This is a genomic window from Streptococcus timonensis (assembly GCF_047460355.1).
Lineage (GTDB): Bacteria > Bacillota > Bacilli > Lactobacillales > Streptococcaceae > Streptococcus > Streptococcus timonensis_A.
On record NZ_JASHGL010000002.1, the window covers coordinates 59,620 to 85,012 of the forward strand.

The window sequence follows — 25,393 nt, forward strand, 5'->3', positions numbered from 1 at the left end:
GTTTAGCTTAGTGATATACTAATATTAAGAAAAACGAAAGAGGAACAAATCATGAATACAAAATTTTATAAAATGAGAAGAAATCGTATGATATCAGGTGTTCTAGCTGGTCTATCTGATAAGTGGAATCTTGATGTAACCCTAGTTCGTTTCCTTTTTGCAATTTTTACAATCGCAAACTTTGGACTCGGAATTATTATCTACGTTATACTAGCTTCTATCCTACCAACAAAAGAAGATATCGAAGCTGAAATGTACGGAACAGGACCACGCAAAATCAAAGAAGCTGAACCAATCAAAGATGACGAAGGTTGGTTTTGGTAACCATATTACCATTCATTTGAAGTATTAAACCCTTGTAGTATCAAGGGTTTTTCTTTTGCTTAAAAATTTGTGGTAAACTAATAGTAGTTCATATCAAAAAAATAATCCAATCTTACAAAAATGTAAGATTACAGACCTCTTTTGTAAGGTTATGTTATGGCAAGCCATCTTTATTTGGAGTACACTTATATCAGAAAGATAAAGTAGCAAAACTATGAAAAATATTCTACAAAAGAAACAAACAAGTAAACCAAGTCAAAAGGATATCGAGCGAGTTCAGCTCGGTTGCGCTATTATGCAGGCTCAGTTTCAATTAATGGGATATTAAAAAGGAGATTATCATGACATTATTAGATGTAAGACACGTTCAAAAGATTTATAAAACACGTTTCCAAGGCAGCCAAGTAGAAGCCCTGAAAGATATTCACTTTACCGTTGAAAAAGGCGACTACGTCGCTATCATGGGTGAGTCTGGATCTGGTAAATCTACTTTACTCAATATTCTTGCTATGCTTGACAAGCCAACGCGTGGCCAGGTCTTCCTAAACGGAACTGACACAGCTACCATTAAAAATTCTGAAGCATCAAGCTTCCGTCGTGAAAAGTTAGGCTTTGTCTTCCAAGACTTCAATTTGTTAGATACGCTTTCTGTTAAAGACAATATCTTACTCCCTTTGGTATTGTCTAGAAAGCCTATTACAGAAATGATGAAAAAATTGGTCGTGACGGCCGAAAATCTTGGCATCAATCAATTGCAGGAGAAGTACCCTTATGAAATCTCTGGAGGGCAAAAACAACGGGTAGCAGTTGCACGGGCTATCATCACAGAACCAGAAATTCTTCTTGCGGACGAGCCAACAGGCGCCCTAGACTCTAAATCGTCTGCAGCCCTCCTTGATATCTTTGATCAGATTAACGAGCAAGGGCAAACCATTCTCATGGTGACCCACTCAACAGCTGCGGCCAGCCGTGCAAAACGTGTTCTTTTCATCAAGGACGGTATTCTCTATAATCAAATCTATCGTGGTGAAAAGACGGATCGTCAGATGTTCCAAGAAATCTCTGACACCTTGACTGTTATGGCAAGTGAGGTGAACTAGTATGTTTCGATTAACCAATAAGTTGGCCATATCCAACTTAATTAAAAACCGCAAACTCTATTATCCGTTTGCTTTGTCTGTCATTTTGGCAGTCACTATCAGCTATCTCTTTTACTCTCTAGCCTTTAATCCTAAAATTGTGGATTTACGTGGTGCATCTGCTATTCAATTTACCCTACAACTAGGGCTTGTCGTTGTGACACTTGCATCTGCCATTATCGTTCTTTATGCCAACAGTTTTGTCATGAAAAATCGCTCAAAAGAACTGGGTGTCTATGGTATGTTGGGACTAGAAAAGCGCCATTTAATTGGTATGACCTTTAAGGAACTCCTAATATTTGGTTTAGTAACAGTGACTTCTGGGATTGGCATTGGTGCCCTCTTTGACAATCTCATCTTTGCTATATTGCTTAAGCTTGCAAAGATGAAGGTAGAGCTAGTCGCAACCTTTCAATGGTCCGTAGTCCTTTCAATTCTTCTAGTATTTGGTCTTATCTTTTTAGTCCTTGTGTTTCTAAATACCCTACGTATCATCCGTATGGATGCTCTGCAACTATCTCGTGAAAAAGTAAAAGGGGAGAAGAAGGGACGTTTCTTAGTCCTTCAAACTTTACTAGGGCTAATTGCACTAGGTAGTGGCTACTATCTAGCACAAAGCGTAAAAGATCCAGTTTCAGCGACTGTTACTTTCTTTATAGCCGTCCTGTTGGTAATTGTTGCGACCTACCTCTTATTCAATGCGGGTATTACAGTTTTCTTACACTTACTCAAGAAAAACAAGCGTTATTACTACCAACCAAATAACCTCATCTCTGTTTCTAACCTTATCTTCCGTATGAAGAAAAACGCTGTCGGTTTAGCAACCATTACCATCCTTTCCACCATGGTTTTGGTTACTATGTCAGCAGCAACCAGTATCTACAACGGTTCTGAAAATATAAAAAATATCATGTATCCTCATGATTTCGATGTTAAGGCTAAGGGAAATAATATTGAAGTTGAGAATTTAGACCAACTATTGACTCAATATGCCAGTGAAAAGAACTTGACGATTAGCAATAAAGACGTTCTTAGCTATGCTAGCTTTGGCCTTTCTAGTCAAGATGGAACTAAATTAACCATCATGACTAAAGAACAAATCACGGAATTACCTAAGACAGTTTTTCTAGTATTTGATCAAAAAGACTATGAAAAAATGACTGGACAAAAGCTAAATCTTACTGGTAATGAAGTAGGTCTTTGGGCTAAAAATAACCAACTAAAAGGTCAGAAATCATTTAGTCTTAACAGTCAGGAGTATAGTATCAAGCAAGAAATCCAGCAAGATTTTTTAGCTAACCATGTTTCCAATCTCTATATCCTTTTAGTTTCAGATTTTAACTACCTAGTTGTACCAGATCTTCAAAGCTTTTTGGATCAGTACCAAGATTCTGCTGTCTACACTCAGTTCTACGGTGGTATGGATGTCACCGCAAGTCTAGAGGAACAATTAAAGCTATCTGATGATTTTGATGCGTATGTAAATAATTTTAACCATAATCTCAAAAATGAAGACGGTATGGTTTATGGTGGAGGCACTGCAAGTGACGCAATTGCCCAAATGAATGCTCTCTTTGGAGGAGTTCTCTTTATTGGTATTTTCCTCTCTATCATCTTTATGATAGGAACTGTACTGGTTATCTACTATAAACAAATCTCAGAAGGTTATGAGGATCGTGAACGCTTCGTGATTTTGCAAAAGGTTGGTTTGGATCAAAAACAAATCAAGCAAACCATTAACAAGCAAGTCTTGACTGTATTCTTCCTCCCTGTAATCTTCGCCTTCCTACATCTAGCCTTTGCCTATCACATGTTGAGTTTGATTATCAAGGTTATTGGTGGTGTGGATACAGCTATGATGTTAAGCGTAACACTTTCCATTTGTGGTATCTTTGCTTTAGTCTATGTCCTAATCTTTATGATTACTTCAAGAAGTTATCGCAAGATTGTTCAAATATAATAAAAAATGTTTGTCAAGGAATCATAGTATTAACCCAAACGAATATTTTGGGAACGTTAAAGTTCACGATAAAAAAGATTATAGATAGACATTTCAAGAAAAAATCTTGAAACAATTTTCGCTTAAATGCATATTGAGATTATTATAGATTTTAAAAATAATTTATGAAAACAAGAGAGCCGATTATAAGTTAGGGTCTTTTGTAATATGGTAAATGCTTATGAAATTAAAATTATGTACTATTGGATTCTTCTTTTGTTTGATTGCTGCAATTGGTCTGGTCACTATTAGCGATACCGAAACGCCCATACCTTTACCAATTGATGGTGCTTTTTCTATTCAAGGAAAAAGCAATCTTTCAAATAACGAAATATACGAAATGCTTCGTGACTTATCAAAAACGGAAAAAGTTACCATTTACAAACCAATCGTTCAGAGTTCTGGTCAGTTGAAGTATGTAAATTTCGATGATGTAAATAATGAACAATTAAAGTCAGCACCAATAATAGGGATGTATTACACCCTTGGAAAAATAAATATAGACAGTTTGAAACCACTTACGATGACTGGACTACAAACAGTCTATATTGCTTATCCTTGGTATATAGGAGGAATCTTACAATTTACTGGAACTTTAAGAATACTGTTAATGGGGTCAATTTACTTAACCTTATTAGTTGTGTTATTTGTTGTTAGAACGAGGCAGATTAAAGAAGGAGTGATACGACGTTCTTTGGGATTGCCTGTATACGATCTAAGAAGAGAGTATGGCATTTCTCTTATTTTTGAACTGATTATGATGGCTTTATTGATGATTTTTTACAGTTCTTTTTTGGGAAATGGTTTCTTCACTTATAGTTCTAAGTTATTTTTCTCTCTGCTTTTAACGAATTTTATACTATTTCAAATCATTGATCTCATTACCTTTGTTTTATTTTGGTTGACGATTCAGATTGAAAAGCCCATTGAAATTATCAAAAACAAGGCAAAAAACAAGCTTATTTTTGTCGTATGGCTTGCCATTATTTCGATTATTATCGTTGTATCAGGAATTTTTTTACAAGAAACAAAGAGTAGTCAATCCAGTATTAATATACAAATACAGAATTTAGCACCATGGGACACAGTAAAAGACTGGAGAAGAATTGAGTTCCTTGGAATAGAAAATAACTTTGCTAAAAATGGAGAAGTAAGTGATTCGGATGATCAGTATCTACAGATAGCTGCTTCCTTAAAAAACTTAGATTATTTATATATAGAACGATCCTCAGCATATGTTCCAGATTTTATGAAAACATCTCATGCTTTCGAAGACTTTTCTAAACAATTAGAAAATGACGGAATAACGAATCCAGAAATAAATAAAGAGTTGATTTATATCAATCAAACAGGTGCTAACCTAGAAAATAAAGTGAATGGAACAAACTATCATCTTTTAGATAATAAGATAGCAACCATTTATATTCCTGAGAAATGGAAAGAAAACCAGAAATCTATCGAGAATACAGTTGTAGCAGAACAATTTATTGGAACACACTATACCAAAGAAGAGCTTGCAGTACAAATAATTCCTGATGGTGATAAAATTTTTTATTTCAATGAGGATGCTGATGATAATTATAAAATGAAAGAGCATTTACCAATGTCAAGTGTAGCAGATAGCAAAGATAATATAGTTGTTGTGTTAGATACGGACAAAATGATTGAAAATAACAAGTTTTCTTTGGCTAGTAATATAACAAGTAAGTCTCTTTTTAGTCCTGAGGCGGTAAAGAAAATAAATGAGATGGCTACCCAGTTGAATTTTTCAATGAATCCAGTAGATGTTTACCAAATTGTGAAGTTGAAGATCCAATCCTTAGAGCACCAAATTCTACTGTCACAAATTTTGCAGAAGATAATTTACAGTATTGTCTTTATACTCATTTATCAATATGTCCAACTTTATATTGCCCTAAAACAGAATGAATATGTGAAAAAAATCATTTTGGGTCTGTCAAAAACATATATAGCAATTTCAAGTCTCAAGTATTTTATGATGATTATTACAATGGTTATCCTATTTACATTTCTTATGACAGGACAAATAGAGCTGCTATATATTGGTCTTGCTTCTATACTAGTTTTGATGTTGTCAATAATCATGAGTTTTAAAAAATTATCTGAAAGCTATACTAAAATTTTAAAAGGAGATGAAACATGACAATTGACCTTTTGAACGTTTCAAAAAGTTTCGGCTCAAAAAAGATCTTTACAGACTTAAATTTAAGATTTGAATCTGGAAAAAGCTATGCATTGATTGGAGGTTCTGGCTCTGGTAAAAGTACTCTTCTTAATATTATAGGAAGATTAGAAAAAATTGATAGTGGGAACGTTTTAGTTGATAAACAGGATATTTGGAAGATAAAAGAAAGAACCTTCTTTAAAAATACTGTTGGATATGTATTTCAGAATTATTCTTTAATCGAAAACAAAACAGTATATGATAATCTGAAACTTATCACTAAAGACAAAAAAATAATAACTGATGTACTTGAAAAAGTAGGACTGTCGAGCGACTATTTACATCAAAAAATATATGAATTGTCTGGAGGGCAGGCTCAACGTGTAGCTATTGCCAGAATGTTAATGAAACCACGTAAAATTATCTTAGCAGATGAACCCACAGGAGCTTTAGATGGTGAGATTGGAAAAGAAATCATTCGTTTATTATTAAATGAAAGAGATGAAGACAAATATGTTATTATTGCGACTCACGATCCAGCTGTTTATAACAAAGTTGATGTGATCATTGATATGAAAGATATAGGGGATAATGTATGAAAAAGATAATTTATATTGCTTTGATCTTTGTAGCTGGGCTACTTGCTATTTTCTTCTTTGGAAAACAAATGATCATAAAAGAAAATACCAATAAACCAACACTGGAGTTAACAGTTTATACGGTTTCTTCTAGTGATACAGAAAAATGGAATAAAGTGAAAGAAGTAGAAACAGAAGAGGCCATATACTTCATAACTGTGAAAGAAGTAGCGTCTTCAGAAGAAGTATTTTCAAACATCATTGCAAATGGAGCTGCTACGGGGTTCGGAGTTCGTGAAGAAGAAGTGAAGCGATTTAATAATAATTTAGGAGACACTATAGAGGACTCTAAGCATAATAAACTCATTGAAATAGAATTTTTTACTTTTTCTAATGATGACGAGGGATTTGTAGTAGCAAATTTTGACTATGGTAAAGAAGAGTTGAATTCTCAGAAAAAAGATATAAAAGACTTATATAAAAAAATATATGAATCTTTTAAAGAAAAAAGTAAGTGATTGCGATTTATTTGCCTGTTTTGATAGAAAAAAAGTCAATTTTTAATCCTAGTATCTTATCTTGATGATTGCGTCTTTAAGTTGGTAATGGTTACAGATTATAACATAAATCAGTTAAGTTTGGAAGTAATTCTGTTCTGTGATATTCTAACAACTCATGAATATTAAATGATTCGTTTATTTGTTGACAGTATCCCAAGTCAAATGTTTCTATAGGAAAATTCTCATACTGGTTACCCTAAATTTCATCCAACTATGCTTATGAAGATGCACTGTTCGCCTATGCTCTTTAAGTGTTCTATGGACATAAAATCGTTCAAATGAACCCTGAAAATGGTAGAGCATAGTTTATTTGTTGCTTTAGAAGAGTGCGTGTTAGGAACAAACAAATCGTCGAAACAGAGATAAGATTCACCTTCGTGACTACGAATCTCACAAAATTAGTCAAAAATTTAGCCTCTAAAATATCTATTATTCAAAAACCACACAGTGATTCTTTCTTCTTGATAGAATTCAAGACTGAAATCATTGTGTGGTTTTATTTTATACTCAATGAAAATCAAAGAGCAAACTAGGAAGCTAGCCGAAGGCTGTACTCGCGTACGGCAAGGCGAAGCTGACGTGGTTTGAAGAGATTTTTGAAGAGTATTAAAGCTAGTTTTTGCCCAGTATCATTTTGTCTCTTAAATACTAAACATTTGTCCAAATAGGTAGGTAACTCCCATGGTTAAAAGACCGATACAAAGGTTTCGAATCATAGCTGTTTTTGTTGGTGCTTTCTCGAGTTTAGCACTGGTGTAACCGGTAACTAAGAGAGAAATTGCTACGATAAAGACAGTTGCAGGAATTCTGTATTCGCTTGGGAAAATAATAATTGAAAGCATTGGTGGTAGGCTACCAAGTACGAAGGCAATAAAGCTAGATGCAGCAGCATGCCAAGGATTTGTAAACTCTTCGTACTCGATTCCGTATTTTTCCTCAACCAAAGCCTTGAGTGGATTTTTCAAAAAGGCTTTGTTGGTTAGTAGTTGAGCAGATGTTTCACACTCACCATTTTGAAGATAAGCTGCATAGAGGGATTTTTTAGCAGCATCCATATCTTTATCTAAAAGAAGTTGTTCACGGGCAACAGCGGCTTCTTCAGTGTCTTTTTGAGTTGATACAGAGACATATTCACCTCCAGCCATAGAGAAGGCTCCTGCAAGGATTGCGGCCAATCCTGAGAGAAAGATTATCCAGATATTACTGGTTGCACTGGCAACCCCGATAACAACTCCAGCGATGGAAATGATTCCGTCATTGGCTCCGAGCACGCCAGCACGTAAAATATTTAAACGACCGGCAAAGTTTGAATCAATTTCATGTGTAATTTCTGACATAGTCTTCTCCTTTTTATCCATTATAAAGTATAGGAATAGCGAATACAAACTTTTTAAACTATCTGAAAAAAGTTCTACAATTCTAATAAAAGCCATAGCTATTTCTTATCCTATATATAATAAAGTTTTATTTGTAACTGACTGCCATAGATGATACAATTAATTTAATAAAATCTTTGGAGGTCTGATGATGACTCGTGAATTTAAATTTGAAACTCTTCAATTGCATGCAGGACAAGTGGTAGATGCTACTACCAAGTCTCGTGCTGTACCAATTTATCAAACAACATCTTTTGTATTTGAAGATACACAAGAGGGTGCAGACCTTTTTGCCCTTCAAAAAGCTGGAAATATCTATACTCGTATCACTAACCCAACAACTTCAGCCTTTGAAGAGCGTATTGCAGCGCTAGAAGGCGGAGTAGGTGCACTTGCCACAGCTTCTGGGATGGCAGCTCTTACTTATACTATCCTTGGACTTGCTCACGCAGGTGATCACGTGGTTGCAGCTTCAACTATCTACGGTGGTACCTTTAACCTTTTGAAAGAAACCCTTCCCCGCTATGGAATCACCACAACTTTTGTTGATATTGATAATCCAGAAGAAGTAGAGGCAGCGATTAAAGACAATACAAAACTTGTTTTGATTGAGACTTTGGGTAATCCAGTCATCAACATTCCTGATATTGAAAAGATTGCTGAAATTGCTCATAAACACCAGATTCCATTGGTTACTGACAATACTTTCGCAACACCTTATCTCATCAATGTATTTTCTCACGGTGTAGATATCGCAGTTCACTCAGCTACTAAGTTTATCGGAGGACACGGTACAACTATCGGTGGTGTCATTGTTGATAGCGGCAAGTTTGATTGGGCAGCTTCAGGGAAATTCCCTCAATTCGTCAATGAAGATCCGAGCTACCATAATTTAAGCTATACTCGTGATGTAGGTGCTGCAGCCTTCATCGTTGCTGCTCGTGTTCAATTGCTTCGCGATATGGGAGCTGCCCTTTCACCATTTAACTCATTCTTGCTCCTACAAGGTCTTGAAACACTATCTCTCCGTGTTGAACGTCATGTTCAAAATGCTGAAAAAATTGTTGATTTCCTAGTGAACCATCCTAAAGTTGAAAAAGTTAATTATCCAAAATTAGCTGATAGCCCTTATTATGCCTTGGCGGAGAAATATTTACCAAAAGGTGTTGGTTCAATTTTTACCTTCCATGTTAAAGGTGGAGAAGCAGAAGCTCGTAAAGTGATTGACAGCTTAGAAATCTTTTCAAACCTAGCCAATGTGGCAGATGCCAAATCATTAGTCGTTCATCCGGCAACTACAACCCATGCTCAGTTGTCTGATTCTGACTTAGAAGCAGCAGGAGTAACTAAAAATCAAATCCGTTTATCCATTGGTCTTGAAAATGTCGATGATTTGATTGAAGATTTGCGTCTTGCACTTGAAAAAATCTAAAAATAACTTATATTTATCAAATTAAGCATCCTTCTCACGAATAATAAAGTGAGGAGGATTTTTATGTATAGTATTTCATTTCAAGAAGATTCACTTTTACCAAGAGAGAGACTAGTCAGAGAAGGAGTAGAAGCACTCAGCAACCAAGAATTACTGGCAATATTACTAAGGACAGGCACAAAACAGGCCAATGTTTTTGAAATAGCACAGAAGATCTTAAATCAGCTGACATGTTTAACTGACCTAAAAAAAATGAGTCTACAGGAACTGCAGACTCTATCGGGTATTGGACGTGTTAAGGCTATCGAATTACAAGCCGTTATTGAATTAGGCTACCGTATCCATAAAAGGGAAACAGTGGAAATGGAGAGTATTCTTAGCAGTCGTAAATTAGCTAAAAAGATGCAGTCTGAGCTTGGAGATAAAAAACAAGAGCACCTAGTGGCGCTCTATCTGAATACTCAAAATCAAATCATTCACCAGCAGACCATTTTTATCGGGTCTGCCACGAGAAGCATTGCTGAACCGAGAGAAATTCTCCACTATGCTTTGAAGCATATGGCAACATCTGTGATTCTGGTTCATAATCATCCATCAGGAGCAGTAGTTCCTAGCCCCAATGATGACCATGTTACGAAGCTTGTTAAAGAAGCCTGCGAATTAATGGGATTGGTCTTATTGGACCATTTAATTGTCTCTCATTCTGATTATTTTAGTTACCGCGAGAAGACGGATATGATATAAAAAACCTGTATATGATACAGGTTTTTTTCTTGTATAGTATCTTCTTAAAAAGGTCTTTCTCTAATCTGCTTTGCGCATAAAGTAGAGAAGAGTTTGTAGTTCGCTAGTCAAGTCGACATATTGGACCACTACATCTTTAGGAAGGTGAAGGTGAACAGGAGAAAAACTAAGAATTCCTTTAATACCCGCATCAACCAGGAGATTAGCAACTTCTTGTGATTTTACACTAGGGACAGTCAAGATAGCAGTTTTTACATCAGCATCTTTGATTTTATCTTTAATTTGAGAAATACCGTAAATAGGGATACCATCTTCTGTAACGGTTCCAACCTCTGGATGATCATCCAAATCAAATGCCATGATAATTTTCATTTTATTGCGTTCATGGAAACGATAGTGGAGGAGTGCATGTCCCATATTCCCAATACCAACTAACATAACATTGGTAATAGAATTATCGTTTAAGAGGTCAGCAAAAAATGTCATTAATTTGTTGACATCATAACCAAATCCACGACGACCAAGTTCACCAAAATATGAAAAGTCACGTCTGACAGTAGCTGAATCAATCCCGATAGCTTCTGCAATTTGCTTGGAATTTACTCTTTCAATTTTTTCCCCATTAAAGCGTTTAAAAATTCTATAGTATAGAGAAAGTCTTTTTGCTGTGGCTTTAGGAATATCAAATTGTTTTTCTTTCACAATATCACAACCTTTCTAATTCTATTGTATAGCAAGTTTGTGAAAAAATCAACAAAAACAAGAAAAAACTAAGAAAAATCTTAGTTTATCTTTGTTAAATCAATTGTTTTAAGAAAACGGTATAAATCTCCAACAAATCCCTGATAAATAAGCTTATCTTGAAAAGTGAGAGAAGTTACACGGTAGGAATCTGGAAGAGTAACACATCCTGATAAGGATAGCATTAGTTCATCATAATCTGCATAATTTAGTGTGCGCTCAACCTGATATGCATCTAGATAGGTTAGTTGAAACATGTTAAGACCTTCTATCTAGTAGTGGTTTTAGTGAATACGCCACGTTCAACTAAGCTATCCATTAAGAAATAGAATTTTTGCTGATGAATCTCATGGTCTTCAGATTTAAAAATATCAACTAAACGTAAACCAGATTTGTCAGTAATATTGATCTTAGCACCTGTCAATTCTTTATTAATAACAATCTTAAGTTTAAATCCTTCACCACTGTTTGGAACTTTTTCGAGTAGACGAGTTAATTCATAATTACCAACTTTAGTTTCAAAGAAAGTATTATCTTTAAGAGTGAATTTTTTTACAGAAGGACTAATAGTGTAGTCATACAAACAATTTGATAGACGAATAGTTTGTTCAAAAGCCATTTACTTTTCTCCAATTATTTCTTTTAATGTATTTGCGAGCTGAATGATTTCTTCCTTTGTGTTTTGAGAGGAGAGACTGATTCGTACCGATTCTGATAAACGATGAGAATCTTCTCCATAGAAAGCTTTAAGGACATGACTTGGTTGAACAACCCCAGCAGTACAAGCAGAGCCTGTGGAGATAGAGATTCCAGCCAAGTCTAGCCGAAGTAGTAGTAGATCATTTTTTTGACCTGGAAATCCAATATTTAAGACATAAGGAAGCTGTTTTTTTCCTTGATTGAGATAGTAGGAACAGCCTTCAATCTCTCTTAGAAATACCTTTTGTAAATCATCTACAGCTTGATAGTTTTGGTCATGATTTGCCAGTTCTTCCTTTAAAGCAGCGACCATAGCCACAATTCCAGGTAGATTTTCGGTTCCAGCCCGTTTTTTCCTTTCCTGATCCCCACCATGAAGGTAAGAATCGAAGTTAGCATCTGAGGCATATAGAAAACCGACACCTTTTGGACCATGGAACTTATGGGCAGAGGCACTTAAAAAGTCAATTCCTAACTCATTAGGGATAATAGGGATTTTTCCAATTGCTTGAACTGCATCCACATGATAAGCGGCAGGATGATTTTTTAAGAGTTCTCCAATCTCAGCAATGGGAAGGAGGGTACCAGTTTCGTTATTGACGAACATAGTTGAAACTAGAATAGTGTCATTGCGTAGAGCTTCTTGGATTTGTTGGGCAGTGATTACCTGCCTATCTGGTTGGATGATGGTTACTTCAAACCCAAATTGCTTGACTAGATACTCGATTGGTTCTAGTACAGAATGATGTTCAATAGCCGTCGTGATAATATGTTTTCCTCGATGCTGATTTCTCAAACAGTAGCCAATGATAGCTGTATTATTACTCTCTGTACCCCCTGCTGTGAAAAATAGCTTATCAGGTTTAGTTCCCAAAAGTTTTGCAAGATCCTGGCGAGCTTCTCTAAGTAATTTGTTAGCTAGCCGACCATGACTATGAATACTTGAAGGATTGCCATAAATATCCTGCATGACTTTTGTCATTGTTGAAATAGCAAGTAGAGACATGGGAGTAGTAGCAGCGTTATCTAAATAAATCAAAGGAGCACCTTCTTATTTAAAGAGTGGACTGAGTGGTTTTCTCTCGTGAATACGAACGATACCATCACCGATTAATTCGCTTGCTGTGATATATTTGACATTTTTTGGAGTCTTACCTTGAGTTGCTACTGAATCGGACACAAGGATTTCTTTAATTTTGGTTGCATCCAATAATTCAGCAGCACCTTCAACGAAGAGACCGTGACTTGAGACAGCATAAATTTCTGTAGCGCCTTCACGTTCAACGATTTTCGCAGCTTCAGCAAAGGTACGACCAGTATTTAGAATATCATCGATCAAGATGGCTTTCTTACCTTCCACATCTCCAATAATGTAGCCTTGGTTACGCTCTGAATCATCTTGAGCGTAGTCAATGATGGCAATTGGTGCATCTAGGTATTCTGCTAGACTACGTGCACGTTTAACCCCAGAGTTTTTAGGGCTAACAACAACCACATCAGGTCCTAATAGACCTTTGTCACAGTAATGCTTTGCAAATAGAGGGACAGTATAAAGGTTATCAACTGGAATATCAAAGAAACCTTGGACTTGGACAGCATGCAAGTCGAGAGTAAGGACGCGATTAACACCAGCTTTGACCAGCATATTGGCAACTAGCTTAGCTGTTAGAGGTTCGCGAGAAGAAGCGATACGGTCTTGACGAGCATAACCAAAATAAGGCATAACAACGTTAATTGTGCTTGCACTGGCGCGAACACAAGCATCTACCGTAATCAAAAGTTCCATCAAATGGTTGCTGACAGGATAAGAAGTAGACTGGATGATATAGACATCATATCCACGAACACTTTCTTCGATATTTACTTGAATTTCACCATCAGAAAACTGTCTAGAAGATACTTTCCCGAGTGGAACACCAACTGTTTCTGCAATTTTTTGAGCAATTTCCTTATTGGAATTAAGAGCAAAAAGCTTCATATTTTTTGTATCTGACATTGATAAACCGTCCTCTATAATTATATGAATCTCAAACATAAAATCTTTAATAAAATCCTTAGATTCTAAAGATTGAGGATAACCTTTAAGACTTTTATGAAATTGATTTCAATTATTTTTTATCCCTTCTATTTTACCAAAAAAAGTAGATAATTTCAGTCTTTTTTTCTTTTTTCTATAAATCGAACTAATTTTGATGCTGCCTTCTGATATTCAATATCGTATTTTTCTAAAAAAGCTAGAAAATCTGCTGTTCCTTTTTCCTGATTAGTTACCTCTAATTCTAGTTCAAAGTCTGTAACATCAAAGTAGTGACTTTCATCCAGAGCCATAAGCCCGATATCAGTCTCTTTTTCATAACGAATAGTGGTTAGACATCCTAGAACAAGCCAGTTTGTAATTTGGATACCTCTGTTTCTTAATTCTTCTAGAACGAGTCCAGCAGGAATCACTGCTTGATCTATACAAATATTTGCATCTTCAAAACTAAGTGTTTGATTATATTCCATGTTACCAACGGTTTGAGGAATTTTAATAGTTAATTCAGCTCTATCCTCAAAAGTACGAATTCTCATAGCGATTTTATTCTTACGAAGGATAAAATCAGGGCTATCTATATAATAGTTTTTTTGGGTGACAGGCTTCACATCAGAAAATAATTCTTTTAAGTTGAGGTAGTCTTCCCTCTTGAGAAGGGTTTTTAATTCGATTTCTAAATGTTTCATTTTCGGAACCTTTTCTTTATCTTTGAAAGCGATTTATGGTATAATATTTACTGTATTTATTGTATATGATTTTTTGCTTAAAATCAAAGAGTAAATAAGTCCAAAAGCTAAGAGAGGTGAGTCAATAAGATTTATGATTACTGAATGGGAAGAATTTTTAGATCCTTACATTCAAGCTGTTGGCGAGTTGAAAATTAAATTGCGTGGAATTCGAAAACAGTATCGCAAACAAAATCGACATTCACCGATTGAATTTGTTACAGGTCGTGTCAAACCTATCGAAAGTATCAAGGAAAAGATGGAACGCAGAGGGATTACCTATGCAACTCTTGAAAATGACTTGCAAGATATCGCTGGTTTGCGTGTAATGGTCCAGTTTGTAGATGACGTTAAAGAAGTAGTATCTATTCTGCATAAAAGACAGGATATGAGAATTATCCAAGAGCGAGACTACATCAACCATCGCAAAGCATCAGGTTATCGTTCTTATCATATTATCATTGAATATACGGTTGACACTATTAATGGTTCTAAAACCATATTAGCTGAAATTCAAATCCGTACCTTAGCAATGAATTTTTGGGCGACGATTGAACACTCTCTTAATTATAAGTATCAGGGAGATTTTCCGAAAGAAATCAAGGAACGCCTGGAAATCACAGCTCGGATTTCTCACCAGCTAGATGAGGAAATGAGTAAGATTCGGGATGATATCCAAGAGGCACAAGCACTCTTTGATCCTTTGCATCGCAAATTAAATGACGGGGTAGGAAATAGTGACGATACAGATGAAGAATACAGGTAAAAGGGTTGATCTGATCGCAAACCGAAAACCACAGAGTAGAAAAGTTTTATATGAGTTGAAAGATCTTTTAAAAAAGCATCATTTCATACTTAATGATAAAAATCCAGATATCGTTGTCTCTATTGGAGGTGACGGAATGCTTCTTTCTGCTTTTCACAAGTATGAAGACCAGTTGGACAAGGTCCGTTTCGTTGGTGTTCACACCGGTCATTTAGGTTTTTTTACAGATTATAGAGACTTTGAATTGGAGCAACTAGTTACAAATTTACAACTGGATACTGGGGCCAAGGTCTCATATCCATTGTTAAATGTAAAAGTCCATCTGGAAAATGGTGAAGTTAAAACTTACCGGGCTCTTAATGAAGCTAGTATTCGTCGTGCAGACCGTACCATGGTAGCTGACGTAGTCATTAACCATGTACATTTTGAACGCTTCCGTGGGGACGGCTTAACTGTTTCCACACCAACTGGTAGTACCGCCTATAATAAATCTCTCGGTGGTGCTGTTTTACATCCAACTATTGAAGCTATTCAATTAACGGAAATTGCCAGTTTAAACAATCGGATCTATCGAACACTTGGTTCTTCAGTTATCGTACCGAAGAAGGATAAGATTGAAGTCTTTCCAACTCGAAATGACTATCATACGATTTCTGTTGATAACAGTATCTATTCCTTCCGAAACATTGAACGAATTGAGTATCAAATTGATCATCATAAGATTCATTTCGTAGCAACACCAAGCCATACAAGTTTTTGGAATCGTGTCAAAGATGCCTTTATTGGTGAGGTTGATGAGTTATGAGGTTTGATTTTACTGCTGATGAACACGTCAAGGTAAAAATCTTCCTCAAAAAACACGAAGTTTCTAAAGGTCTACTTGCTAAAATAAAGTTTAGAGGTGGCCAAATTCTTGTGAATGGGCAACCGCAAAACGCAACCTATCTTTTAGATATCGGTGACCTAGTTGTCATTGATATTCCGGCTGAAGAGGGGTTCGAAACTTTGGAAGCTATTGATTATCCCTTGGAATTCCTCTTTGAAGATGACCATTTCCTCATATTAAATAAACCTTTTGGAATTGCCTCTATTCCGAGTGTCAATCACTCTAATACCATTGCAAATTATATCAAAGGATATTACGTAAAACAGGCCTATGAGAATCAGCAAGTTCATATTGTAACAAGGCTCGACCGTGATACATCTGGTTTAATGCTATTTGCAAAACATGGATATGCCCACGCTCGGTTGGACAAACAACTCCAGAAAAAAGCTATTGAAAAACGATATTTTGCATTAGTTAAAGGAGCAGGAGTGTTAGAACCACAAGGTAATATTATTGCTCCCATCGCAAGAGATATCGACTCAATTATCACCAGACGTGTTGCCAAGGGTGGCAAATATGCCCATACCGAATATAAAATCGTTGAATCTTTTGGGGATATTCATTTAGTAGATATTCGTTTGCATACTGGTAGAACCCACCAGATTCGTGTTCATTTCTCTCATATTGGTTTTCCTTTGCTTGGAGACGACCTTTATGGTGGAAGTCTTGAGCATGGCATTGAGCGCCAGGCGCTACATTGTCATTTCTTGTCCTTTTATCATCCTTTTCTAGAAGAACAGTTAGAAATTTCTAGTCCTCTACCGGATGATTTTAAGAACCTTATTACTAAGTTATCAATTATATAAAATTAAAGGAGTAAAACTCATGGAAGTTTTTGAGAATCTAAAAGCCAACCTAGTTGGCAAAAACGTACGTATTGTTCTCCCTGAAGGGAAAGAACCTCGTATTCTTCAAGCAACTAAACGTCTAGTAAATGAAACAGATGTAATTCCTGTCTTACTAGGTAAACCAGAAAAAATTAAAATTTACCTTGAAATCGAAGGGATTACAGAAGGTTACGAAGTCATTGACCCTGACCACTACGCTAAATTTGATGAAATGGTTGCTGCATTGGTAGAGCGCCGCGGTGGTAAAATGACTGAAGAAGAAGCTCGTAAAACTTTACGAGAAGACGTTAACTACTTCGGTGTAATGTTGGTGTATATGGGCTTGGTTGATGGTATGGTTTCAGGTGCACTTCACTCAACTGCTGCAACAGTTCGTCCAGCTCTTCAAATTATCAAAACTCGTCCAAATGTAACTCGTACATCAGGTGCCTTCCTAATGGTACGCGGAAATGAACGTTACCTATTTGGTGATTGTGCAATTAACATCAATCCAGACGCTGACGCATTAGCTGAAATTGCTATCAACTCTGCAATTACAGCAAAAATGTTTGGTATCGAACCAAAAATTGCAATGTTGAGTTATTCAAGTAAAGGTTCTGGTTTTGGTGAAAACGTTGATAAGGTAGTAGCAGCTACACAACGTGCACACGAATTACGCCCAGACCTTGAAATTGATGGAGAATTGCAATTTGATGCTGCCTTCCATCCACAAACTGCCGCTTTGAAAGCTCCTGGAAGTAAGGTTGCTGGACAAGCAACAGTATTCATCTTCCCAAGTATCGAAGCTGGTAACATCGGCTACAAGATTGCAGAACGTCTTGGTGGATTCTCTGCCGTAGGTCCTGTTTTGCAAGGTTTGAATAAGCCAGTTAACGACCTTTCTCGCGGATGTAGCTCAGACGACGTATACAACCTTACATTGATTACTGCAGCACAAGCTATTCATCAATAAAATTTTTAAAGCTCCTATCTCATTAATAGGGGCTTTTTGCTGGTTCAAATCCAAAGCATCTGCAAAAAAGGCCAAAATATGATAAAATAGACAGTGTTGATTTATGAAAATAGAAGAAGTTTATTTGAAGAGAAGGAATAATAATGGCAACTATTCAATGGTTTCCAGGGCATATGTCTAAAGCCAGAAGACAGGTCCAGGAAAATTTAAAATTTGTTGATTTTGTGACGATTTTGGTGGATGCAAGACTACCTTTATCTAGTCAGAATCCCATGCTTACTAAAATTGTTGGAGATAAACCGAAGCTCTTAATATTAAACAAGGCTGACCTTGCTGATCCAATCCTTACTAAAGAATGGCGTCAGCACTTTGAATCACAAGGAATTCAAACACTTGCTATCAATTCTAAAGAGCAAATTACAGTTAAAGTCGTGACTGATGCTGCTAAGAAACTCATGGCAGATAAGATTGCTCGTCAAAAAGAACGTGGTATTCAAATCGAAACCTTGCGCACCATGATTATCGGGATTCCAAACGCAGGAAAATCAACTCTGATGAATCGTTTGGCTGGTAAGAAAATTGCTGTAGTTGGTAATAAACCAGGTGTGACAAAAGGTCAACAATGGCTTAAAACCAATAAGGATTTAGAAATTTTGGATACTCCAGGGATTCTCTGGCCAAAATTTGAAGATGAAACTGTTGCACTCAAACTTGCGCTTACGGGAGCAATCAAGGATCAATTACTGCCAATGGATGAGGTTACAATCTTTGGTATTAGTTACTTTAAAAACCATTATCCAGAAAGACTGCAAGAGCGTTTTAAACAGATGAATCTGGATGATGAAGCGCCAGAAATTATTATGGATATGACTCGTCTACTTGGTTTCCGTGATGATTATGACCGTTTTTATAGTCTTTTTGTTAAAGAGGTTCGTGATGGAAAACTTGGAAACTACACCTTAGATACCTTGGATGATCTCAATGGCAACGATTAAAGAAATAAAAGAACTATTAACAACCATTACAGACCTAGAAAGTTCACTTTTTGAAGAATTAGGAAAAGACCCCAGGGCCGGAGTTCAAAAGGAAATTCAAAAAAGAAAAAGAGAAATACAAGCTGAACTTGAAGAAATTAATCGCTTAGAAACTATGCTCAGATATGAGAAGGAACTCTATGCCGAGGGTATCAACTTGATTGCAGGTGTTGACGAAGTTGGACGTGGTCCTCTAGCAGGACCTGTTGTGGCTGCCGCGGTTATTCTCCCCAAAGATTGCAAAATAAAGGGCCTAAATGACAGTAAAAAGATTCCTAAAAAGAAGCACATGGAAATTTTTCAAGCTGTTAAAAATCAGGCTTTAGCAATCGGGATTGGGATTATGGACAATCATGTCATTGACCAAGTCAATATCTATGAATCCACTAAGTTAGCAATGAAAGAAGCCATTTCTAAATTGGAGCCTCAGCCTCAACATCTCTTAATTGATGCCATGAAATTGGACTTACCTATTTCACAGACATCTATTATCAAGGGAGATGCTAATTCCTTGTCAATAGCAGCTGCTTCCATTATCGCTAAGGTGACAAGGGATGAGTTGATGGCTCATTACGACCAAGAATTTCCAGGTTATGATTTTGCTCAAAATGCAGGTTACGGGACAGCAAAACATTTGGAAGGTTTAGCTAAACTTGGCTTAACAGCCATTCACAGAACAAGCTTTGAGCCCATTAAGTCAATGGTTGCTACCTCAAAAGAAAATTAAGAAAAGGAAGAAATTATGGAGGAAGAATCACACAAATTAAGCTCTAAAAAGGAATTTGACTTTGCTTCGAGCTCAATTTTATCACAAGTGGCTCGGGGAATTCTTGTCGGGCTTATCGTAGGTATAACTGTCGGCTCCTTTCGTTTTTTAATCGAAGAAGCTTTTCATTTTTTTCAACACTTATACCAAGACCAGTCGAACTGGTTCATCAATGTTTTCATAATTTTAATTATGTATATTCTTATAGTCTTTCTAAGTGCAAGATTGACCCGTTCGGATAAGGATATTAAAGGTTCTGGTATTCCTCAGGTAGAAGCTGAATTAAAAGGCCTCATGAACCTCAATTGGTGGAGTATTATTTGGAAAAAATATATTCTTGGAACTTTAGCCATTGCAAGTGGACTTATGCTGGGTCGTGAGGGACCAAGTATCCAACTGGGAGCTGTAGGCGGTAAAGGTATTGCCAAATGGTTAAAAGCTAGCCCTGTCGAAGAACGTTCACTCATAGCAAGTGGGGCTGCAGCTGGACTTGCAGCAGCCTTCAATGCTCCGATAGCAGGTCTTCTGTTTGTCGTTGAAGAAGTCTATCATCATTTTTCAAGATTTTTCTGGGTTTCTACACTCGCTGCAAGCCTTGTAGCAAACTTTGTTTCACTCTTAATGTTTGGTTTAACACCGGTTTTAGATATGCCTGACCATATTCCTCAGATGCGTTTGGATCAGTACTGGATCTACTTGGTTATGGGCCTTGTCCTCGGGATTTCGGGCTATCTTTATCAGAAAACTGTTCTCAATGTTGGTCAAGTCTACGATTGGATTGGAAAACATCTTCATCTAGATCGTGCTTATTATCCAATCCTAGCCTTTATCCTTATTATTCCAATCGGTCTTTATTTACCCCATATTCTCGGAGGAGGAAATCAGTTAATCCTCTCTTTGACGGAGCAAAGCTACACTTTCCAAGTTTTACTGGCTTTCTTTATCATCCGCTTTGTATGGTCAATGATTAGTTTTGGTAGTGGACTTCCTGGAGGTATTTTCCTGCCAATCTTAGCCTTAGGCTCTCTCTTGGGAGCCTTAATGGGAACAATCTGCCTCCAGCTTGGACTAATCAGTCAAGACCAATTCCCGATTTTCATTATTTTAGGGATGAGTGGTTACTTTGGAGCTATTTCTAAAGCTCCTCTCACAGCTATGATTCTAGTAACTGAGATGGTCGGAGATATTCGTAGTCTTATGCCACTTGGTCTTGTAACCCTAGTAGCCTACATTGTTATGGACTTGCTTAAGGGAGCACCTGTCTATGAAGCCATGCTAGAAAAGATGCTACCAGAAGAAGTGGATCATCATGGAGAAGTGACCTTGATTGAAATCCCAGTCTCTGACAAAATTGCTGGCAAGCAAGTTCATGAATTGAACCTCCCACAAAATGTCCTCATCACAACTCAAATTCACAACGGAAAAAGCCAAACTGTTAATGGTTCAACAAGAATGTATCTGGGAGATATGATTTACTTAGTAATTCCAAAAAATGAAATTGGAAATGTAAAAGATTTGTTATTGTAACAAGGCTATGTTACATAATTTATTTTATGTCTTATTAGTTAAATGAATTTCATCAAGCAATACCTAAGAAAATAAATTAAAAATGACTCAAAACAATTTTTGGGTTTAAATCTAATCAATAAGTAAAAATTTATTAATTGTTAAATGCAAAGTGTATCAAGATATCTGCTTTAGAAGTTAGATATCTATCCTATAGATAATAAAACTAAAAGGTTATGTAAAATTGACTTAACATGAGCTAAACAATTGATACAACTGAATTAGAAGCATAAAGTACATTCTTTAAGGAGTGTACTTTATTTTTGTTTTGTACATTATTCTGGAGTGGTATTTTGTATATTTTCTAGTACATAATATCCTCTAATCTGAGAAATTAATTTGTACATTATTTTCAATGATAATCAATGTATAATAAAAAATTTAAAGCTCAAACTCTGAAACTACTTTCACATATAAATAATTGAATATAAATTGCTGTAGGCCTATAATAAAGATAGGGATAATAAGAATTCTTCCTAGAAAGGAGTATGCTGTATCCTAAGGGTCAGTATTATTAATAAATCATGAAAAAAGTAATTATTTTTATCTTGTTAATCCTCTTAATTCTCTTATTAATCTTTTCTATTGTTTCAATTTTTATATACAACATGTTTTAAAAATAAATAAAGAGATATTTTTGACACATAAACTCCCACGTAATATAATCAAATTGTCTAATAAACAGCTCAAGGATACACTAAATCCCTAGAAGACAACAGTCCTCTAGGGATTTTTTACGTCGGTTTTTGATTAAAGTGTATTTTGGAGCTGAAAATAATTTATCCTTTTTGGATTATGGATAATTGAAAAATTTTTAGTTTTCACTTAAATAAAGTACATAATTAAGGATAATTAACTCTAAAAAAATTTTTGGTTACTGTTATGACGGTTTTCTTATTCACGAATAAACTAAAAGTTTATGTACAATTGACTTAACTAGAGCTAAACCATTGATACAACTGAATTAGAAGCATAAAGTACATTCTTTAAAAAGTGTACTTTATTTTTGTTTTGTACATTATTCTAGAGTGGTATTTTGTATGTTTTCTAGTGCATCATATAATCAAATCTAAGAAATTGATTTGTACATTTTTTACTCAAGTAACAGTAGAAGGAGTGACGGTTCAATTGTACATTTTATTTAAAATATTTATGGCTATAATAATAGTATTTGAAGCATAGATAAAGTAGATACAGTGGTATAATAGTGTCAAAAGACTTTCAGGAGAAATGAGATGAGATCGCATACAGTTATTCTAGGCGCTGGTGCTACTATTGCAGCAATTCCAGATGGTGATAAAAATGGGAAAAGCTCTTCAGTTATGAATGGATTGCTAAAAAAACTTAATTTAGAAGAAATTCTTGCCGGTGTTGAATTACAGACAAAGAGCGAAAATTTGGAAGATATCTATTCAGAATTATTTGAGAGAGAAGAGTGCTCTGAAATAGTTAGGAAGCTAGAAGAAAGACTCTATGATTATTTTGCTTCGTTGGAGTTACCTGATGAACCAACAATTTATGATCTTTTAATATTAAGTTTAAATAATAAAGATTGCATAGCTACGTTTAATTGGGACCCTTTACTTATACAAGCTTATGTTCGCTGTTCAAAAATTACTCTGAACCTGCCACAAATTCTTTGTTTACATGGGAATGTAGCTGTCGGTTTTTGTGAAGAACATACTGAGTTTGGAACAGTAGATTACTATTGCCCAACATGTTATAAAAAATTAAATCCAACAAAATTATTGTATCCCGTAAAAAACAAAGACTATTCTTCCGATGGATACATAAATTGGTGTTGGAAAGCATTAGATTACTTTGTTGATCATTCATATATGTTAACTATTTTTGGATACAGTGCTCCTAAAAGTGATGTAGATGCTGTTAATTTAATGAAAAAAGCATGGGGAAATATTGAAGACAGACCACTTGAAGAAGTTTCCGTAATAGATATTGTAGACGAAGCGACTATGCTAAATACATGGAAAGACTTTATTCATAGCCATCATTATAGGTATTCAAATTCATTTTTTGATTCTTACTTAGCAAAATTTCCAAGAAGAACTTGTGAAACCGTATTTGCAACATTTTCATTAAATGTTCCTTCTGATGGTAGTAGAGGATTTAAAGAGAATTTTAATTGGGACATGATAAAAGAGTTTTTATCTGATATGTTAGTTGAAGAACAGGAAAATAAAGGAAAATCAAATTTAAAATCGAGATATTTAGTTTGGGGTGAAGATGTTAACAAATAATCCAATTAATCATAGTGTACTTAAATTGTCAATGGATTTCGATAATGCTTTTAAACATAAAAATATAGAGGAAATCTATAGACTAATAGAATTTGGAAAAAATATGGAAAACACTATTGATGATATTTCCAAAATTCAATTATTTTATTCTATTGGGACAGCATACGCTGATATATTTGAACTAAGTGATAACTTAGTTTTCAACATAGATACCGATTTTACAGTTCAACAAATTTATTACTTAAGAAAAGCTATAGAAATTTCAAATAACGTTGATATAAATTCTGAGAACAGTAGGTTTGTTTTCCCATTATTATGTTCACTTTACACTAATTACGCAAATTTATTAGATGCTTGTGGTAGAAAGCAGTTAGCTATTAAGATGTATTGTAAATGTATACAAATCAATCCAAGATTCACAATGGCTAGTGGTAACTTGGCTATTTGTCTAGATCATTATCGTAATTTTTTGAATGATAACGAACACCTCCACTTTATTAAAAAAATTAAAAATTTAATAGAAACAAGCATAACTGTTTCAGATCCAAACAGAGTTGATTATGCAGAAAAGCGATTTATTGAACTTTACGAACAATATCTTAATTATAAAGACTTAGATGAATGCTCTTGTAAAACCATCGATTATAATCCTAATTCACAAAAGTATCGCGAATGGTGTTGGAATAACGGGCTGTATCTTAATCCACTTAATGACTTACAAGCTGACGATATAAATAGATATGATGATAATCTTTTACTACCAAGTTTATTATTTCAATCGGATAAAGATTTAAACAAATATATTTCTATGTTTAATCAAATTAAGCAAGAATATGTTTATGCGCGTTACCTCTGTTTTAATAGCATTGAAATTGATTCGGTTCATTATGCTGATGAGAATGTTGATCTTATTGATTGTCTAGAATACGTACAATATTCTATCCGAGTAGAAGGATTAAAAGCAGCTTTTAAAACACTATATTCATTATTAGATAAAGTAGGAATGTTTATAAATGAATATTATTCTTTAAAAATTAAGACTCGACAAGTAAATTTTCATTCAATTTGGAGAACAGATAGCAATTTAGGTAAGTTGTTGGATAAGAATATTGGTCTATCATCTATATTTTGGATATCGAAAGATTTTGATAATGGTAATAATTCTTTGACAGCAAATCCACACGCAAAGCTATTAAAAACTATTAGAAATTATTTAGAGCATAGGTTTACTAATATTACATTGAATTTTATTGATGGAAGTGAAGAAAATAATGAAACTAGACTGTATCTAACTGAATTTGAACTTCAAGAGTGTACATTAGATTTATTAAATCTTGTAAGAGAAGTTATTTTTTCACTCAAAAATGCCATTCAAATAAGTGAAAATGAAAAACAATCTACTCTAAGCAGTGAAGTTGCTTTAATTCCGATAAATTATGAAGAAGTAGATTCGGAAGATAAATTATAACATTGAGCATACAATTTATAGTCGTTATAAAAAGCAATAGTCTAAATTCATTTAACTAATCGACTTAACTAGAGCTAAACCATTGATAAAACTGAATTAGAAGGATAAAGTACACTCATTAAGCAGTGTACTTTATTTTTGTTTTGTACATAATTTGTTGATTGCTTAATCAATACTACATCTCTATCAGGCAATTCAGACTCCATTTAGTCCTCTAAAACCCACGTTGAGGCGGTATCACTGCTTGTAAAAAATTAGAAACCTTTAAACGAAAGGGAGAATGAAAAGCGTGAAGGTAGCTTCTCTAATCGA

At 35.1% G+C, this 25,393-nt stretch carries 24 protein-coding genes and 1 pseudogene; 18 read left to right on the top strand and 7 right to left on the bottom strand.

Annotated features, from left to right (window positions below):
• Nucleotides 1-51: 51 nt before the first annotated feature.
• From QM941_RS03700 to QM941_RS03730, 7 genes and pseudogenes are all read left to right on the top strand, one after another.
• Nucleotides 52-324, top strand: a complete 273-nt coding sequence (locus QM941_RS03700; protein WP_414339041.1) for a PspC domain-containing protein — start codon at nt 52-54, stop codon at nt 322-324.
• Nucleotides 325-665: 341 nt separating this feature from the next.
• Nucleotides 666-1,424 (top strand): ABC transporter ATP-binding protein, encoded by a 759-nt coding sequence (locus QM941_RS03705; RefSeq protein WP_414339042.1) that lies wholly within the window; start codon nt 666-668, stop codon nt 1,422-1,424.
• A 1-nt stretch (nt 1,425) separates the two neighbouring features.
• On the top strand, nt 1,426-3,423 hold the full coding sequence (locus tag QM941_RS03710; RefSeq protein WP_414339043.1) for an ABC transporter permease: 1,998 nt from the start codon (nt 1,426-1,428) through the stop codon (nt 3,421-3,423).
• A gap of 220 nt (nt 3,424-3,643) precedes the next feature.
• Nucleotides 3,644-5,626 (top strand): ABC transporter permease, encoded by a 1,983-nt coding sequence (locus QM941_RS03715; protein WP_414339044.1) that lies wholly within the window; start codon nt 3,644-3,646, stop codon nt 5,624-5,626.
• Nucleotides 5,623-6,246, top strand: a complete 624-nt coding sequence (locus QM941_RS03720) for an ATP-binding cassette domain-containing protein (RefSeq protein WP_216730612.1) — start codon at nt 5,623-5,625, stop codon at nt 6,244-6,246. The genes QM941_RS03715 and QM941_RS03720 overlap by 4 nt, the downstream gene beginning before the upstream one ends.
• Entirely contained in the window at nt 6,243-6,743 is a 501-nt protein-coding gene (locus QM941_RS03725; RefSeq protein ID WP_414339046.1) for a hypothetical protein, read from the top strand. Before QM941_RS03720 ends, QM941_RS03725 begins: the two co-directional genes overlap by 4 nt.
• Before the next feature lie 87 nt (nt 6,744-6,830).
• A pseudogene (locus QM941_RS03730) lies at nt 6,831-7,033 on the top strand (IS5/IS1182 family transposase); the annotation flags it as partial.
• A 393-nt stretch (nt 7,034-7,426) separates the two neighbouring features.
• On the opposite strand, the gene QM941_RS03735 reads toward QM941_RS03730, so the two are convergent.
• Nucleotides 7,427-8,122: a VIT family protein gene (locus QM941_RS03735; protein WP_414339048.1), complete on the bottom strand. Its 696-nt coding sequence runs from the start codon at nt 8,120-8,122 to the stop codon at nt 7,427-7,429.
• Nucleotides 8,123-8,312: 190 nt separating this feature from the next.
• On the opposite strand from QM941_RS03735, the gene QM941_RS03740 reads away from it, so the two are divergent.
• Entirely contained in the window at nt 8,313-9,593 is a 1,281-nt protein-coding gene (locus tag QM941_RS03740; RefSeq protein WP_414339456.1) for an O-acetylhomoserine aminocarboxypropyltransferase/cysteine synthase family protein, read from the top strand.
• A gap of 63 nt (nt 9,594-9,656) precedes the next feature.
• Nucleotides 9,657-10,337, top strand: coding sequence for a RadC family protein (gene radC, locus QM941_RS03745; protein ID WP_414339050.1), 681 nt, complete (start codon nt 9,657-9,659; stop codon nt 10,335-10,337).
• Nucleotides 10,338-10,397: 60 nt separating this feature from the next.
• On the opposite strand, the gene QM941_RS03750 is transcribed toward radC, so the two are convergent.
• The 6 genes from QM941_RS03750 to QM941_RS03775 form a co-directional block, all read right to left on the bottom strand.
• The gene (locus QM941_RS03750) at nt 10,398-11,039 is read right to left on the bottom strand and encodes a redox-sensing transcriptional repressor Rex (RefSeq protein ID WP_414339052.1); all 642 of its coding nucleotides are present in this window, start codon (nt 11,037-11,039) and stop codon (nt 10,398-10,400) included.
• 80 nt (nt 11,040-11,119) lie between these two features.
• Complete coding sequence (locus QM941_RS03755) at nt 11,120-11,335, bottom strand: DUF4649 family protein (protein WP_414339054.1); 216 nt, start codon at nt 11,333-11,335, stop codon at nt 11,120-11,122.
• An 11-nt stretch (nt 11,336-11,346) separates the two neighbouring features.
• On the bottom strand, nt 11,347-11,697 hold the full coding sequence (locus QM941_RS03760; protein ID WP_414339056.1) for a DUF1831 domain-containing protein: 351 nt from the start codon (nt 11,695-11,697) through the stop codon (nt 11,347-11,349).
• Nucleotides 11,698-12,816 (bottom strand): cysteine desulfurase family protein, encoded by a 1,119-nt coding sequence (locus QM941_RS03765; RefSeq protein WP_414339058.1) that lies wholly within the window; start codon nt 12,814-12,816, stop codon nt 11,698-11,700.
• Nucleotides 12,817-12,828: 12 nt separating this feature from the next.
• Nucleotides 12,829-13,773, bottom strand: a complete 945-nt coding sequence (locus tag QM941_RS03770) for a ribose-phosphate diphosphokinase (RefSeq protein ID WP_414339060.1) — start codon at nt 13,771-13,773, stop codon at nt 12,829-12,831.
• Nucleotides 13,774-13,928: 155 nt separating this feature from the next.
• Entirely contained in the window at nt 13,929-14,498 is a 570-nt protein-coding gene (locus tag QM941_RS03775) for a CYTH domain-containing protein (RefSeq protein WP_414339062.1), read from the bottom strand.
• Nucleotides 14,499-14,631: 133 nt separating this feature from the next.
• Between QM941_RS03775 and QM941_RS03780 the strand changes: the two genes are divergently transcribed.
• From QM941_RS03780 to QM941_RS03820, 9 genes are all read left to right on the top strand, one after another.
• A complete protein-coding gene (locus tag QM941_RS03780; RefSeq protein ID WP_414339064.1) occupies nt 14,632-15,303 on the top strand; it encodes a GTP pyrophosphokinase in 672 nt (223 codons plus the stop codon).
• Nucleotides 15,287-16,108, top strand: coding sequence for an NAD kinase (locus tag QM941_RS03785; RefSeq protein ID WP_414339066.1), 822 nt, complete (start codon nt 15,287-15,289; stop codon nt 16,106-16,108). The genes QM941_RS03780 and QM941_RS03785 overlap by 17 nt, the downstream gene beginning before the upstream one ends.
• Nucleotides 16,105-16,995: an RluA family pseudouridine synthase gene (locus tag QM941_RS03790; RefSeq protein ID WP_414339068.1), complete on the top strand. Its 891-nt coding sequence runs from the start codon at nt 16,105-16,107 to the stop codon at nt 16,993-16,995. The genes QM941_RS03785 and QM941_RS03790 overlap by 4 nt, the downstream gene beginning before the upstream one ends.
• Nucleotides 16,996-17,014: 19 nt before the next feature.
• On the top strand, nt 17,015-17,989 hold the full coding sequence (gene pta / locus QM941_RS03795; RefSeq protein ID WP_414339069.1) for a phosphate acetyltransferase: 975 nt from the start codon (nt 17,015-17,017) through the stop codon (nt 17,987-17,989).
• A gap of 143 nt (nt 17,990-18,132) precedes the next feature.
• Nucleotides 18,133-18,984 carry a ribosome biogenesis GTPase YlqF gene (gene ylqF, locus QM941_RS03800; RefSeq protein ID WP_414339071.1) on the top strand — a complete coding sequence of 284 codons (852 nt, stop codon included), beginning with the start codon at nt 18,133-18,135 and terminating at the stop codon, nt 18,982-18,984.
• Complete coding sequence (locus tag QM941_RS03805) at nt 18,971-19,750, top strand: ribonuclease HII (RefSeq protein WP_414339072.1); 780 nt, start codon at nt 18,971-18,973, stop codon at nt 19,748-19,750. Before ylqF ends, QM941_RS03805 begins: the two co-directional genes overlap by 14 nt.
• A 15-nt stretch (nt 19,751-19,765) precedes the next feature.
• Nucleotides 19,766-21,316, top strand: a complete 1,551-nt coding sequence (locus tag QM941_RS03810; protein ID WP_414339074.1) for a chloride channel protein — start codon at nt 19,766-19,768, stop codon at nt 21,314-21,316.
• A 1,274-nt stretch (nt 21,317-22,590) separates the two neighbouring features.
• Nucleotides 22,591-23,613, top strand: a complete 1,023-nt coding sequence (locus QM941_RS03815; RefSeq protein WP_414339075.1) for a hypothetical protein — start codon at nt 22,591-22,593, stop codon at nt 23,611-23,613.
• On the top strand, nt 23,600-25,081 hold the full coding sequence (locus QM941_RS03820; RefSeq protein WP_049492832.1) for an LA2681 family HEPN domain-containing protein: 1,482 nt from the start codon (nt 23,600-23,602) through the stop codon (nt 25,079-25,081). The genes QM941_RS03815 and QM941_RS03820 overlap by 14 nt, the downstream gene beginning before the upstream one ends.
• The last annotated feature ends 312 nt before the right edge of the window (nt 25,082-25,393 follow it).